Genomic DNA, 15,148 nt, shown 5'->3' with positions numbered 1-15,148 from the left:
GTTAATGACCATTGTTGATGTTGCAGCTGAGTTGATTGTAGTGAAAAGCGCGCAGACTTCTGCGCGCCTGGAATGGAAATGATGGACAAGTGTAAAGAACCATATAAAAAAGAAGATGCCCCTAAAAGTTATGCTTTTGGGGGCACCCCCTTCGTTAGGATAAGATCCCCATTAAAAGGAACTTTACTCGTTCTTTCTTCGTTAATTGCTGCAGCTGTTTTTTGTTCAGAGAATCATAATCCGCTGGAGTGATGAACTCACCTTTCTGAATCATGAGTTTCGTTGGATCAGCCACAATTTTTTCTCCGGCTTTTAAGCCGCTTTTGATTTCTTGGAGGCCGTCAACGATCAGGCCTTTTTTGACTGCTCTTTTTTCGATTTTTCCTTTGCTATTTAAAACGAAGACATACGATTTTTTCCCGGACTTGATTAAAGTAGAAGCAGGGACCGTGACAGCTTGTACGGCCTCATTTGTAACAACTGTTACATTTGCTTTCATTCCCGGCAGGAGCTGATCAGCTGCATCTTCCACGTTGTTTTTATCAAGTTGAGCAACGAATGGATAGAGGCTTTGCCTTTTTACTGACGGTTCTTGTTCCGGAAACTTTTCGATGCTTGAAATTTCTCCATGGAATGTGACGGGCAGCGGGTCAACGGAAGCATGAATCGTTAAACCTTCTTTTACCTTGTTTAGCTGTTGTTCATTAAAGACACCTTGCATAGCGACTTCCGATGAACGGATCGTCATGATTGGATTATTCAGTTCGGAATTGAGTTCTTTTACAATTCCTGATTTGTCGCTTTTGACGATTAGGCTGCTTTTTTCAGATTCAGTTTTAGCAATCAATGTATCGTATTTAGCGACTTCTTCTTCAAGTTTTTGCTTTTCTGTTTCTTGATGAATGATTTCATTTTCTACTGTGACTTTTGCTGCGCTGTTCGTGACTTTTGGGTTGTCTTCGTTATCAATTTCCGCTTTTTCTTCTTTTTCAATCTTTGATAAAATATTGTTTAATTTAGATATTTGCCTGTCGATGAGCCTTATTTGTTTTTCTGTTTGTGTTTTTTCTGCTTCCAATTTCTCTATTTCTCTTTCGAGGCGGGCGGATGAATATTCAAATAGCGGTGTACCCACGCCTACATTTTGCCCTTTTTCTACAAGAAACTTTAGAAATGTTCCTTGATCTTTATCGAAATAAATGGGATATTCATCTGCCGGAATGACCACTCCAGTCGTTTGGAATGTTTCAACGACATCGTCATTCGCTGATTGCGTCCATTTTGTCAGCCATTGGGTGCGATCTGCTTTGCTGTCGTCTTTGAAAGTTAAATAAAGGTTGCTGGCAACGAACAGCGCACTTGCTGTCAGCCAGACTTTTTTCTTTACTCGCTTCATTTATTGGAGCTGCCTCCTTTCTATTAAAATAAGCGATCAACGTGGATCGATGTAAATAAGGTAGAAAATAACCAGTAGACAATAGTAATAGTTAGAATTAATACAAGGACAAAACGCGTCTTTTTTTCTGAGTTTTGTTTTAAAAATGTATATTGCAGGAGAATGGCCCAAACTTGAAACAGGGTCATAAAGCTAAAGAGACTTGTCACTAATTCATTGTCTGTTACATATTGGGCAAGAACGCCGAGTGAAAAAGGAGAAGAGTCTCTCGGAATTGCCAATGTTACATTTAAAAAAATAGACAAGCAAAATTCAATTAAGTAAATAACGTAAACGAGTGATTGCAGAACGAGCAACTTGCGAAAGTCTACTTCTAAAAAAGTCCAAAATAAAAGCGCCGATAGAAACAAGATGAACAATGGATAGAAAAGACCCCAGATCGCGCTTCCGACGGCGAATAGTATTTTTTGTCCTTGGATTTCCGCGGTGCTGCTATCTGCTAAGTGGATGGAAACCGATTCGGATTGAATTCCTAACAAACCGCTTAAAAAGTATAAGGCTGTGCTGATGATAATTAATAAAGAAATGCGAGTCCACAAGCCTCTGATTTCTTCTGCATGGTCCAGCCGATAGAAAGAATCCTTTGAGCGAAACAGCCCCTTAATTAGCTGCACACGATAAATCATCTAAAATCCTCCAATAAGATAATGTGAATTGACATCTTTTTTATTATATACAACTCCCTCTTTTCGTACCATGATAATCTAACAGAGTTTGATAAAAAGTGAGTATCTTTTTATCTTCAATAAGTACCGATAAAAATGGAGAATGAATAACAAATAAGCAAAAGTACTGAGAACAACGAGCAGAATTGAGTTTGTTTTCTCTAAGAGAATAACGACAATATTCTTATTTTGTAAAGAGAGATGTCGAATGTTAGTAATCTATAATTATCTGAATATTTAAACCAATGAAATATTTGTGTAAAGAAACAAACATCTGAGTGTAATGTCAGCGTTATAATTGCATGATAGAATGGGTCCCATGTTACCAATTAAGGGGGTCTCTAATTCGTGAGGAAAGCTATTATGTCTTTAGTTGTTGCTTGCGTACTATTCAGTACATCCGCTGTAGAGGCAGCGTCGACAGGTCACACAGTACAACGAGGAGATACATTATGGAGCATTGCCAAAGAATATAAGACGACTGTTAACCAATTAAAACAATGGAACAATTTGAAATCAGATAGAATCAGCGTCGGTACAAAATTGATCATTAAAAATACATCTGCTCAAGCAGCTGCAAAACCAGCGGCAGGTAAGCCGGCTGCCGTCCAATCAGCGAAAGTGCTAACGGTTCGTGCGACTGCTTATACAGCTTCTTGTAAAGGCTGTTCCGGTGTGACAGCTACAGGTATTAACTTAAAGAAAAATCCAAATGCGAAAGTCATTGCAGTTGACCCGAGAGTGATTCCTCTTGGTACAAAGGTATATGTTGAAGGATATGGAGAAGCAATTGCCGGAGATAAAGGCGGCGCCATCAAAGGAAACAAAATTGACGTTCACGTTCCTACTAAAAAACATGCATACCGCTGGGGTGTACGTACGGTAAAAGTAAAGATTCTAAAGTAAATAGATTAATATAAAAAGAGAAATCCATTTCGATGGGTTTCTTTTTTTGTCTTTGTTAAACTCCTCTGTTGATTTCCGTTGTGGGCGCTCGCTTTCCGCAGGTGGTCCCGGAAGCTTCTATTGCTGCGGCTCTAATCAATAAAGTAATAACATCAACAATCGTCATTAACATAGCTTTTTTATATTTGGAAGCGGTTAAAGGTGTTTACGTTTTTGTTCCTCGTTTTTCAGGAATTGGTTTGTTTATGTCAATGGAGTTACAAGTATTCTAAATACATCTTTTTGTAACATGATCGTTATATAGAGGTGTGAAAGCGTAATCGCATCTTAAAATCATTACATGCTTATGCATGATACAATGATTTCGTCAGCAGGTAATCGGAATGATTCATTGCGCTGTTTATATATAAACACTTTGTTTCTATCAATAGTGCCACTGGAAATATGATTTTTTAAAAATACTTCTTACAGGCGGTTGTTTCTTGTTTTCCCTTTTAATGGAACTCTAAACTGGGAAATTACCGCGTGTTAGAATCACAGGGGGTTTTTTCTATTATGAGAAAACAAATAATTGCATTAGCAGCTACTACGATGATCGGTGGAGGCCTTTTTGGAACAAGTGCATCCGCGCAAACATATACAGTAAAAAGCGGAGACACTTTATGGGGCATCTCTCAAAAACATAATACAACGGTTGGGCAAGTGAAAGCAGCGAACAATCTCTCATCTGATCTCATCTTTCCTAATCAAAAATTAGAGGTGAACGGCGGTGCCGCAGCATCTGCTTCTTCAGCGCCAAAAGGAAACGGTACATATACGGTTCAACCGGGAGATACTTTGTTTAAAATCGCTTCTAGAAACGGACTAACTGTACAATCATTGAAGGCGATGAATGGCTTGTCTTCTGATAGAATCTACGCAGGTGATACACTATCTCTATCTGGCCAGGTGAAAGCAGCAGCTGCATCAAAACCGGCAGCAGCGGCTTCTAAAGCATCAACAACTGCTTCTGCACCTGCGCAGCAAGCATCACAAGGGAAGACACTTACGGTAACAGCGACTGCTTATACAGCGGAATGTGCGGGCTGCTCAGGCGTAACAGCAACAGGAATTAACTTAAATGCTAACCGCAACGCAAAAGTCATCGCGGTTGATCCTAATGTCATTCCTTTAGGTTCAAAAGTATATGTAGAAGGATATGGAACAGCTGTAGCAGGTGATACTGGCGGAGCGATCAAAGGAAACCGAATTGATCTTCACGTACCGACAAAAGATCAAGCAGTGAACTGGGGACGCCGCACAGTAAACGTAACGATCTTGAACTAATAAAAAAGGAGCCATGCTTTGAACGTCAGCATGGCTCCTTTTTTATGCTTCTAAAGCTTTTAGAACAGAACGAGTCAGTACATCGGCTCCAATTTGTATGGCGCGTGGATCAAAGGTCATTTTCGGGTGGTGCAGGCCGGGTTTTAAATCGGCGCCAATGCCCATCATGGCGGCTTTTAAGTTTGGCCGTTTGATTGTGTAAAAATGAAAGTCATCACTGCCGGATGTGATAAGCGGTGTGGCAAGCATATCTTTGCCGCCGTATTCGAGAATACCTTGCCGCAGCAGTTCTTCTGCTTCCGCATGTACTTCCGCACCTGGAGTGTAATCGAGCCAATCGAATTCGATGGAGACGTTGAATAAGCGGCTGACTCCCTTTATTTTTTCTTCGATGTGCTTTTGCATGTCCAACAAGACAGAATTTTTTTGAGCGCGGGCATCAATCCCAAATTTTGCTGAGCCGGGAATGATATTTAGGCTTTGTCCGCCAGCTTCCACCTGTGTCATTTTTACAGAGTACGGCTCGAATGGTGAAAAGTGAATAAGTTTCAGCTGTTCATTAAGGGCGGTGATGACATCAATCGCATTGGTTCCTTGGTGCGGGCGGGCACCGTGTGCGTCATCTCCAGTTACTTTTCCAGTTAAAAAAGCAACAGCTCCGTGGTGAATAGCGGGTGTAATTTTGCCAAATGGCAATTCTTCAATGGGGCGCAAGTGAATGCCGAATAAATAATCAGCATCATCGACGGCACCTTTTTCCACCATTTTTAATGCGCCGCTGCCGGTTTCTTCAGCTGGCTGGAAAATGAATCGGACCGTGCCGGACGTTACTTGATCTTTTAATTGTAAAATAGCACCGATCACGATGGACATATGAGCGTCATGCCCGCATGAGTGGTTCGCTTGAAAGCTGCCATCCACTTCCTGCCAAAGAGCATCCATATCGGCGCGGACGGCGATAATCGGTTTGCCGCTGCCGATTTCAGCAATTAAACCTGTACAGTCGTCGAAGGTGGAAACGAATACACCTTCCTTTTTTAACAGACCGGCGATATACGCGGTTGTTTCTGTTTCTTTCCAGCTGATCTCTGGATGAGTGTGCAGGTGATGGAAAATATCCAGCAGCCGGCTGTCTGTTTTTTTCACGGATGATCCTCCTTTCTTATTTAATCGCTGCTTCCGAGACAGTTCATCCCTTCATTCATTTTATGATGAATGTGTTCCGTTTGGAAGGGACATTACCCTAATATGTATCATTTTCGCATAAGTGAAATAAGTTTCCTAATAGAAGGTTTCTAAAGCACGGGTGCTTCAAACTTTTTCTTTAGATAAAAAGTTAGCACGATGGCTGGAATAAGAGCGAACGTCATTCCTAAAAAAGCGAGTCCTGGCTCTTCTTTATATAAATATCCTCCAGCAATGGTCAGCAAGGATGAACCGAGCCCCATGCTAAGAGAAGCGTACAAGCCTTGTGCAGCTGGAATCTCATAGCCGTCAAATTCTTCATAAAGCAGCCGGATAAAAGCAAAGTGTGCCAGAGCAAACGTCATTGCGTGCAGCGTTTGAGAAGCAGCGTAGACGGCGACATTCGGAAATAGGAATAAAAGCGTCCAGCGAATGACAGATGCAGCAGCTGAAGCTAGGAACATGGACGAAATTCGGGATCGCTTCAACAGACGGTCAGCAATGGAGAAAAAAAGAATTTCAGAAACAACTGCAATGTTTAAAATGATGCCGCCCCACGTATTGCTTACTCCTAAATCCTGCAAATAAATAAAACCGTAGCTGTAATAGGAGGCATGTGCGCCTTGGATGCATATGGAAACAATCATGGCGATTACAAAACGTTTCGATTGAAACAACGAGCGGAAAGGAACGGAATGTCTTTCTGAACGCTTTTTTAAGGAAGCTGGTGTGAAATAAAAAGCAGCTCCCAGCATCAGAGCACAGCCAAAGATCATCACATACACGATAGCAGTATCCCCAAAATAAGCAGTTACTGCTCCGACTGCCACTAAAGCCGCCGCATAGCCAATCGAACCCCAGGAACGGCTTTTTCCGTATTGAATCCGTTCGCTTTGCATCATCATTGTGCCGATGCTTTCTGTGAGCGGCAGGATGAGCGGGTAGATCAAACTAAAGAGAATCATCGCCGCCATGATGGTATGAAAGGAGCTAAGCGGAATAAATAAGAAAAGAAGCAGTGTACTCAATATCGGGAAAAGCTTAGTAAGGGAACCGATGGATAACTTCATGCTTAGTGTCGGAAAGATAAAAACAGTTGAAAAGGAGCGGATAAACAAGCCGGCTGCAATAATGGCACTCGCTGATTCAATGGTTACCCCTTTACTAGAAATCAGCCAGGCAGTCCAGTAAGGCAAAAATACTCCCCAGGAAAAGAAAAAAGCAAAGAAATTGAATGATAACCAAGTTTGCGCTTTATACACAAATAAAAACCTCACTATTTTTTAGTTTTAGCAATCCATTATTATATACAAGAAAATGGGTCTTGTCATTGAGAGTAGATTTTTGGAAAAAAGCAGAGAAGGTGAAACCTTTTTCATTGGCTGTTCGTAAATCAGGAAGAGAATGGGTTATTTAAGAAAGGGAGACTAGATCATGACTAACGCAATGAAATGGATCACTGGCGGCATGGAGGGTGTTCTCGGTATACCGATTATCGGCGGGGCTATCATCATCGGGCATGCGTGGGCGCCTCTTGGGTTTATGGCCGTTCTGCATGTCATTACTTTGCTGCTTGCGTTGAACGCCGGCAGAAGCGTGACTGGCAGTATTTTTGGTATCGTTACTTCAGTGATTGGCTGGATTCCTATTGTCGGGATGTGCATGCACATCGTTACAGCGCTTATTCTAATTTCGAACGCATTTAGAGGAAGATAACAACGAACATCGCTGCAAAATAAAGAGATACGGGCTGGGTTTAGGAAGATGCTGACCAGAAATGGAGAAATACAAGCCGGACGGCGGGATTTATAAGTTTGATGAAAGAATGATTCAATCAGTCAGCTCAAATGGAATGGGGGATGCCAGTGAACATTTTAATTGCACCGGATTCATTTAAAGGATCGCTCACAGCAGCAGAGGCCGGACGAGCGATAGCTGAAGGGATAAAAAAAGCGGTGCCGCATGCACAAGTGAAAGTTGTACCGATGGCTGATGGAGGAGAAGGAACAATCGCGGCCCTAGCTGAAAATGAAACGTCCCGGCTTCAACCGGCTTCCGTTCATGACCCGCTCATGCGCCCGATTGAAATCTCTTATCTTGTCATGGAATATGAAGGGAAACCAACTGCCCTAGTTGAGTGTGCAAAGAGCAGCGGCCTGACATTATTAATGGATGACGAACGCTCGGCGGTGAAGGCAAATACGTACGGACTCGGTGAACAAATTAAAGCGGCATTGGATGATGGTTTTCGACAGGTTATTATTTCTCTTGGCGGAAGTGCGTCGAACGATGGTGGGCTGGGTATGCTGCAAGCGCTCGGCTGGAAATTATTCGATCGTTGCAGAAATGAAATAAGTCCGTCAGGCAATCCGCTGCTGCCTATTGAATCAATGTCCGATGAACAGATTCATCCAGCTATTCGCCAAACCCGTTTTTTAGCGGCGAGTGACGTGGTGAATCCGTTTTACGGGAGTGAGGGGGCGGCATTCGTATTTGCTCCACAAAAAGGAGCAGATGAAAAGGAAGTCGTCTTGCTTGATCAAGCACTGCGAAAAGCCGCTCGGCTGTATGAGGAAATGTACAATGTAGACGTGCAGGGAGTGAAAGGAAGCGGAGCGGCAGGCGGTCTTGGCGGTGCGGTCGCTGCAGCGCTTAGGGGTGAGACAATATCAGGAATTGACATGGTGATCCAACTGACTGGTTTGGAGAATCATGTGAAATGGGCCGACTTCGTCATAACGGGGGAAGGCAGCTTAGATGGACAAAGTTTGTTTGGAAAAGTACCGGTCGGTGTAGCGAAACTTGCAAAACTGCATAGGAAACCGGTCATTGCCATTGCAGGCCGGCTTGGAACAGAAATAGAGGCACTCCATTCTTATTTCGACGGTATTTTCTCTATTCAAACGGACTGTCTATCCCCGAAGCAAGCGATGCAGCCTGAGGTCGCGGTGTATCAGACGAGAAAAACAACTGAACAGCTTTTCAGGCTGTACACACTGAATAAATAACATATAGAAAAAGTCATGTTAATGACTAGTGTTGATTGGAGCGGAAAGTAAGCGTTTGCACGGGGGATTAACAGAGGAGTGTAACAAATCTATAGAATAAAGAGAGAACTGTTCTTTGCTGTTTCAAAACGGCAAGGAGCGGTTCTTTTTTTGCTTTTAAGAAATAAAGAATCTTGCAAAAATGAAAGATTACTTGCATTTTTGCAAGATTTGAAAAGGTTTTTGTTTCACAAGTGTCGAATCATGTTGTGAATAGGGGAAAAAGAGAATTGGATAAATAGTGACTAAATAGCGAATTTTTTCTGAATTTTATATTTTTTCGACCGATTCTAACTGTTTGGCACGGTACTTGCTTATATAAAAACAAATGTAAACGTATTCATGCGTTTTCAGTGGTTTACCAGACAGACGTTTTTTTCTTTTCCCTGCGATACGCTCGAAAGGGGATAAGTGAACATGAAATGGAAATGGCAAGAGATTTTATTGCCTTTGCCTCCAGCAGTGTCGAGTGAGGCGACGGTTCAAGAAGTCATTGATCTGCTTACCCGGGAAGTGGGTCAGACAGCATTTGTTTATGAACAAGGAAAGCTTGTCGGCTACCTTACACTTGCTGCTTTGTTAAGACAAGTGAATGGGGCTCCTTCGTTGAATCAGTCCATTGATTATGAAAAAGACCTGCTGCTCGTCCGGGCCTCCGGATGGGTGGAATTTTGCCATAACTGCCACATTGTTGTCGGTGTGAATGAGCAGGGCGAAGCAGTGGGCTACATTACAATCCAAGAAGCAAAAGCACATCTTGCCCAGCTGCAGCTTGATTCGTTAAATCATAGTTTAGATAGTGCTGAAATCGGTATTGTCACGACGAATCAGCAGTTTGAAGTCGATTTTATGAATGAAACAGCCGGCCAAATTTTAGGAATGCCCCGTTCCATCCTTACGGGAAGAAACTATCAAAAGCTTCTTGCCGCTGATGTGAAGATGGAAGACATTCTAGCTGGTGACAAAAAGTTTGGTGTAAATAGTTCCTTTAACTTTAAAAAAATGGCGGGGCACTTTTCTCCTGTGTACCATGAAGGCCAAGTGGGTGGAATCGTCCACATCTTTTACTTGCAGGAGCATTTGGAAAAGGCTGTGAGTGAGCTAGAGTTTGTCCGTGAACTCACGGAAGAACTTCAAGCGATTCATACAGCTTCTAATGAGCAGATTATGGTGATTCAGCCATCTGGAGAAATATCGAGTATAGCTGGTACCTTTTTGGCCAGCTTTTGGCAGCCATATTTGAAAGAAGACTTGATCGGGCAAAACCTCTACGAACTCGAGGCGAAGGGACTGTTCGAACCAAACATTGTTGATCTTTGTTTAAAGGAGCGGCAGCGGGTCAGCCTTGCACAAAGCAGCCGTCAAGGCGTGAAAATCTTATCGACGGCTGCCCCGATCATTAAAAAGGGAAAATTAGAGAAAATTATTGTCCTTTCCCGTGATGTAAGTATCGAGGGTTATGCGCAGAAGCCGCAGGCAGAGAGTGAACATCAAGTAATGCCAGACTTCACTAAAAACTTAGTGTACCGGTCATCAGTGATGACGGAGCTCGTTGAAAAGCTCAAGGAAGTAGCGGCCACAGAGTCAACCGTGTTAATCAGCGGGGAATCGGGATCCGGGAAAGAAGTGATTGCCAGCAATATTCACGCATACAGCCGGCGTTCACAGGCACCCTTTGTCACGATTAACTGCGGGGCTATCCCAGAAAACTTACTGGAAAGTGAATTATTTGGGCATGAAAAAGGCGCCTTTACAAGTGCATCAGAAAAGAAGAAAGGATTGTTTGAAGCAGCAGATGGAGGGACGATTTTTCTTGATGAAATCTCGGAGATGCCGCTCCATATGCAAGTGAAGCTGCTGCGGGTGCTGCAGGAGCGTGAAGTCGTCCGCATTGGCGGACTGACTCCGATCAAAGTCAATGTGCGGGTGCTCGCTGCAACGAATAGAAACTTGCGAAAGATGGTTGCTGCTCAAACGTTCCGTGAAGACTTGTTTTACCGGCTGCACGTCATTCCGCTGCAAATCCCGCCGCTCAGAAAACGAAAAGAGGACATTGCACTGCTTGCACTTTCTTTTCTGGAAAAATTGAATGAAACATATAACAAGGAAAAGAAGCTTTCAAGAGAAGGGCTGCAGTTATTGGAAAGCTACCGGTGGCCGGGGAATATTAGAGAATTGCAAAATGTGATGGAGCGTCTTGTTGTAGTCGGTCAACAGGAAATGATCACTGAAGATGATGTGTTCCGGGCTGTCTGGGATACAGAAACAGAAGAAACAGGCTACTTAACTGTCCGTGGAATGATGCCGCTAAGGGAAGCGGTTGAAGAAGTGGAGACTCAGTTAATCCGAATGGCTCTCAGCAAATACAAAACAGCAGCTAAAGCATCTGATGTACTCGGAGTGAGTGCATCGACGATCAGCCGAAGAATGAGCAAGGTGTCGAAATGAAGGAGAGGTCCACATGTTAATTTTCCCAGAAACAAGGTTCGATTTTTGCGGAGATGAATACATTTATGCGGAAATTTCAAAAGAGATGAGAATTGAAAGTAATTTTAAAGTCATTTCCATCACGAATGAGCTAAGAAAACGGAACATTCCAGGGATGGTTGAAATTTATCCGAGTAACGCGTCGTATTTAATCCGCTATGATCCGAATGTGATCTCTTCTCATCATTTACTAGACTATCTGCAGGAAATTGATCAGCAAAAAAGTGATCGTTCGGAGCTTCATTTCAGCAGCCGGATCATTGAGATTCCTGTCTGGTACGATGACACGATCACGAAAAAGACGACGGAAAAGTATCAGCATCAGCAGCCGGAAGCAGGCGGAAATGACTTTACGTATGTGATGAAACAAAATGGATTCAGTGATAAAGATACATTTATTTCTGCCCACTCATCGTGGCCGTACTTTATTACATCACTTGGATTTCAGCCGGGCATGGCATGGGGATTTCCTCTCGGAGCACCGCAGGACAAAATTATTCAAGCACCAAAATATAAGAGTCCGCGGGCACATACGCCAAGGGAGGCATTGGGGTTGGGCGGTGCATTTACGGTCGTCTATCCGACAGCATCGACTGGAAGCTATCAGCTGATCGGGATATCAGCTGTGCCAGTCTACAATCTAAATCAAACGCTGTCCATCTTCCGTGATTCCATTTTCCTTGCTAAGCCAGGTGATTTGTGGAAATACCGGCCCGTGACAGAAGCGGAGTATTACAACATTCGCGAAGAGGTTCAAAAGCGCACATATGAGTATAAGGTAAAGCCGATTCAATTTTCTGCTGAACAGTATGACGAACAAGGAAGCGAATATATTCGCCAGCTGATGGAGGGGTTTTAGACTATGCTGCACATCGTTGAACCAGGACTAAAAACAACGATTCAAGACACCGGCCGTTTTGGTTATTATCATATGGGCGTTCCTCCATCGGGTGCTGCAGACAAATATTCCTTTTTATTAGGAAATACGCTGCTTGGTAATCCGGCTCACTATGCGGGACTGGAAATGATGATCAGTGGACCGGTCATCCAATTTCAGAAAAAAACCGTGATCGTGCTGACCGGTGCACCGGCGGAAGCGGCATTAAATGGAGAAGAGATGCCGCTGTGGCAGCCGACGGCCGTTTCGCCAGGGGATGTGCTGACAGTTGGGAAAATTCGAGAAGGGGTTTTTACTTATCTACTCGTCTCTGGCGGTCTGGCTACACCCGAAACGCTTGGCAGCCGCTCTGCCTGCTTTGCGAGCGAGTTTCCTGGGGTGCTTGGACGGATGCTGCTAAAGGGTGATCAACTTCCGCTCAATGAACCGCTTCCGGGTGTATTGCGCCAAGTAGGAAAATGTCTGCCGGAAGAAGCGCTCCCTGTCTTTTCACGGGAACTCGATCTTCATCTTGTATTAGGCATTTCAACCAGCCGGATTAGTGATGAAGGATTAACCGGTCTGTTAAATAAAGAATGGACCGTCCATGCACAGTCTAACCGTGTCGCTTACCGTCTGCACGGGGGGCGTGTCCGCTACACGGAAGAAGCTGCGCCATTCGGCTCAGGAAACAGCCCAAGCAACATCGTTGACATCCCATATCCGATTGGCGGTGTCATCGTGCCAAATGAAGAAGAATTAATTATTTTGCTGAACGATGGGACAGGAGGCGGCGGTTTCGTCACAACCGGTACCGTGATCAGTCCAGATTTAAGTATACTCGCGCAGGCAAAGCCGCAGTCTACCGTCCGATTTCATGCTGTGACAGTCGAGCAGGCTTTTAGACTGCGCCGGGAAAAAGAACAGCTCATTGAAGCAGTAAAAAGTATGGTGCAGCAAGCATAGCGGCAAGCTTGCTGCATGGATATTATTCGGAATATTCGGTCTTTTTACCTTTAGGAGGTGGTGTCAGAAACACGCAATAGAAGGCACGTTAAAATTTTACAAAGCATCAAAATGTTAAAAATAAAACACTGGGGGCGATCAAGTGAGTAAATATCATGTAGCTGTTGATGTTGGAGGAACGTTTACGGATGTGTTTGTGTTTGATGAGAAAACGGGGGAAATCTATGTAACGAAAACATCTTCCACACCGTCTAATCCGGAAAAAGGAATGATGAACGGGATTGCAAAAGCGAAGCTGACAGGCGATCAAATTGCAATGTTCTCTCATGGAACGACAGTAGGAACAAACGCATTAATCGAGAGAAAGCTGCCAAAAGCAGCACTCGTAACGACGAAAGGTTTCCGTGACGTAACAGAAATTCGCCGCGGTACAAAGCTTGATTTATGGGATGCATACAATGATGTGGCTGAGCCTTACATTAAGCGCCGCGATCGGTTTGAAGTCACGGAGCGGGTGGACTACTCTGGAAAGATGATTACAGAAGTAAAGGAAGAGGAAGTACGCGAGCTGGCAAGAATCTTAAAAAGACGCCAAGTGGAATCCATTGCGATTTGTTTGATGAACGCTTATGTAAACGGTGACAATGAAAAGCGTGTGAAAGAAATTTTACAAGAAGAAATGCCAGACGTTTATATTTGTACATCTTCTGATACACTTCCAGAAATCTTCGAGCATGAGCGGATGAGTACAACGATTGTGAACGCCGTTCTTGGTCCGACGATCAGTAAATACATTAAAGTGCTGGAAGAAGAAATGAAAGGCATTGGCTATGACGGTGATATTCTCGTTCTTCACTCTGGCGGAGGCGTGATGACATCTGAAACGGTTCCACGCTATGCTGCCCGTCTAGCGAGCTCCGGAATTGCTGCCGGTGCCATCGCCAGCAAGCACATTGCTAACATGTGTGGTTTTAAAAACGCAATCGGTCTTGATATGGGCGGAACGAGCACGGACATTTCATTAATGTATGACAATGACCTGCGCGTGACGAAAGACTGGTACATTGAGTACGGTTATCCAATCGGCTTCCCGAGCATTGAAATTTTAACAATCGGAGCCGGCGGCGGAAGCTTGTCATGGATTGATGAAGGCGGCTCTTTACGTAACGGTCCGCAAAGTGCCGGCGCTGTACCAGGCCCTGCTTGTTATAGCCGTGGTGGAACAGAGCCGACGAATACGGATGCCAATGTTGTGCTCGGCCGATTAGGCACGAAGCTTCTTAACGGCCAAATGACACTTGATAGAGAGGCTTCTCTGGAAGCGATCGAAAAAACAGTTGCTTCTAAGTTAAATTACAACGTAAACGAAGCAGCTGACGCAATCATCAAAGTAGCTAATGCGAATATGTGTGATGCCCTTCGTTTAATTTCTGTCCGCCGTGGTTATGACCCGCGTGATTTCGCACTCGTTGCATTCGGTGGAGCAGGGGCGCTTCACGGAGCAGAACTGGCAAAAGAAATGGAAATTCCAAACGTGATCGTACCGGCTCACCCAGGCGTTGCGGCTGCGATGGGCTGTCTGCTTGTTGATGTCCGCCACGATGTGACGAAAACATACTTAGCGAATGTAGAAGAGATCCAGAAAGAAGATGTAGAAAAAGAATTTATCGAAATGGAGAAAGAAGCGATCAGCCTGCTTGAAGAAGAAGGCATTGCACCGGAAAACATGAATTTAATCCGCTATATAGACATGCGTTATGTCGGTCAGTGGAGAACGTTGTCTGTCACTGCAGATCGTCCGCTTCAGTCTCTTGACAATGCGGTTGAACGTTTCCATTTAGAGCATGAGCGTGAATTTGCTTTTAGAGACGAGGAGAAAGGCGTAGAAATTTACGGCTTGCGTGTAGAAGCGATCGGTACAGTGGCGAAACCTCAGTTCAATAAAGAAGAACCGTCAGGCACACTGGAAGAAGCACTGAAAGAAACACGTGAAGTGTACTTTGAAGAAGCAGGCGGATTTACAGAAACAAAGGTGTACGATCGTGTGAAAATTCCTGTTCTATCTGAATTTGCCGGTCCCGCCATTATTGATCAGCTTGACTCAACTATCGTTGTGCCTCCTTACTGCACAGTGAAAGTCGATGAATACCGCAATATCATTATGTCGTTCGTAAAGCAGGAAGAACAAGACAAACAAGAAGCAGACGAAGCTGTACCAACATTAGCTAACTAA

General features: G+C 43.9%; 11 protein-coding genes and 1 pseudogene. 8 read left to right on the top strand and 4 right to left on the bottom strand.

Going from position 1 to position 15,148, the window contains the following annotated elements:
• Positions 1–154: 154 nt before the first annotated feature.
• Together QYG89_RS12060 and QYG89_RS12055 are read right to left on the bottom strand one after the other, a co-directional pair.
• Entirely contained in the window at positions 155–1,396 is a 1,242-nt protein-coding gene (locus tag QYG89_RS12060; protein ID WP_404317645.1) for an efflux RND transporter periplasmic adaptor subunit, read from the bottom strand.
• Between the two features lie 23 nt (positions 1,397–1,419).
• On the bottom strand, positions 1,420–2,082 hold the full coding sequence (locus QYG89_RS12055; protein WP_404317643.1) for a hypothetical protein: 663 nt from the start codon (positions 2,080–2,082) through the stop codon (positions 1,420–1,422).
• Positions 2,083–2,739: 657 nt separating this feature from the next.
• Here QYG89_RS12055 and QYG89_RS12045 point away from each other — a divergent pair.
• Positions 2,740–3,027: pseudogene (locus QYG89_RS12045) on the top strand (3D domain-containing protein); the annotation flags it as partial.
• A 555-nt stretch (positions 3,028–3,582) separates the two neighbouring features.
• A complete protein-coding gene (locus QYG89_RS12040; RefSeq protein WP_404317641.1) occupies positions 3,583–4,353 on the top strand; it encodes a 3D domain-containing protein in 771 nt (256 codons plus the stop codon).
• A gap of 42 nt (positions 4,354–4,395) precedes the next feature.
• Here QYG89_RS12040 and QYG89_RS12035 read toward each other — a convergent pair whose 3' ends face one another.
• Both QYG89_RS12035 and QYG89_RS12030 read right to left on the bottom strand, forming a co-directional pair.
• Entirely contained in the window at positions 4,396–5,499 is a 1,104-nt protein-coding gene (locus tag QYG89_RS12035) for a M20 peptidase aminoacylase family protein (RefSeq protein WP_404317640.1), read from the bottom strand.
• Positions 5,500–5,648: 149 nt separating this feature from the next.
• Positions 5,649–6,800 (bottom strand): MFS transporter, encoded by a 1,152-nt coding sequence (locus tag QYG89_RS12030; protein WP_404317638.1) that lies wholly within the window; start codon positions 6,798–6,800, stop codon positions 5,649–5,651.
• Between the two features lie 172 nt (positions 6,801–6,972).
• On the opposite strand from QYG89_RS12030, the gene QYG89_RS12025 reads away from it, so the two are divergent.
• From QYG89_RS12025 to QYG89_RS12000, 6 genes are all read left to right on the top strand, one after another.
• A complete protein-coding gene (locus QYG89_RS12025; protein ID WP_404317637.1) occupies positions 6,973–7,254 on the top strand; it encodes a hypothetical protein in 282 nt (93 codons plus the stop codon).
• A 149-nt stretch (positions 7,255–7,403) separates the two neighbouring features.
• On the top strand, positions 7,404–8,546 hold the full coding sequence (locus tag QYG89_RS12020) for a glycerate kinase family protein (protein ID WP_404317635.1): 1,143 nt from the start codon (positions 7,404–7,406) through the stop codon (positions 8,544–8,546).
• Positions 8,547–9,002: 456 nt separating this feature from the next.
• Complete coding sequence (locus QYG89_RS12015; RefSeq protein ID WP_404317632.1) at positions 9,003–11,033, top strand: sigma 54-interacting transcriptional regulator; 2,031 nt, start codon at positions 9,003–9,005, stop codon at positions 11,031–11,033.
• A gap of 13 nt (positions 11,034–11,046) precedes the next feature.
• A complete protein-coding gene (locus QYG89_RS12010) occupies positions 11,047–11,931 on the top strand; it encodes a 5-oxoprolinase subunit B family protein (RefSeq protein ID WP_404317630.1) in 885 nt (294 codons plus the stop codon).
• 3 nt (positions 11,932–11,934) lie between these two features.
• Positions 11,935–12,915 carry a 5-oxoprolinase subunit C family protein gene (locus QYG89_RS12005; RefSeq protein WP_404317628.1) on the top strand — a complete coding sequence of 327 codons (981 nt, stop codon included), beginning with the start codon at positions 11,935–11,937 and terminating at the stop codon, positions 12,913–12,915.
• Positions 12,916–13,057: 142 nt separating this feature from the next.
• The gene (locus QYG89_RS12000; protein WP_404317626.1) at positions 13,058–15,148 is read left to right on the top strand and encodes a hydantoinase/oxoprolinase family protein; all 2,091 of its coding nucleotides are present in this window, start codon (positions 13,058–13,060) and stop codon (positions 15,146–15,148) included.

The sequence above is a fragment of the Bacillus lumedeiriae genome, from assembly GCF_044891285.1.
Lineage (GTDB): Bacteria > Bacillota > Bacilli > Bacillales > Domibacillaceae > Pseudobacillus > Pseudobacillus lumedeiriae.
This window is presented reverse-complemented; position numbering and strand designations above follow the sequence as displayed.

Bases quoted from the DNA above. Each gene is read 5' to 3' on its own strand.
- QYG89_RS12005 (WP_404317628.1), top strand. From the start codon at position 11,935: ATGCTGCACATCGTTGAACCAGGACTAAAAACAACGATTCAAGACACC.
- QYG89_RS12025 (WP_404317637.1), top strand. From the start codon at position 6,973: ATGACTAACGCAATGAAATGGATCACTGGCGGCATGGAGGGTGTTCTC.
- QYG89_RS12015 (WP_404317632.1), top strand. From the start codon at position 9,003: ATGAAATGGAAATGGCAAGAGATTTTATTGCCTTTGCCTCCAGCAGTG.
- QYG89_RS12060 (WP_404317645.1), bottom strand. From the start codon at position 1,396: ATGAAGCGAGTAAAGAAAAAAGTCTGGCTGACAGCAAGTGCGCTGTTC.
- QYG89_RS12040 (WP_404317641.1), top strand. From the start codon at position 3,583: ATGAGAAAACAAATAATTGCATTAGCAGCTACTACGATGATCGGTGGA.
- QYG89_RS12055 (WP_404317643.1), bottom strand. From the start codon at position 2,082: ATGATTTATCGTGTGCAGCTAATTAAGGGGCTGTTTCGCTCAAAGGAT.
- QYG89_RS12010 (WP_404317630.1), top strand. From the start codon at position 11,047: ATGTTAATTTTCCCAGAAACAAGGTTCGATTTTTGCGGAGATGAATAC.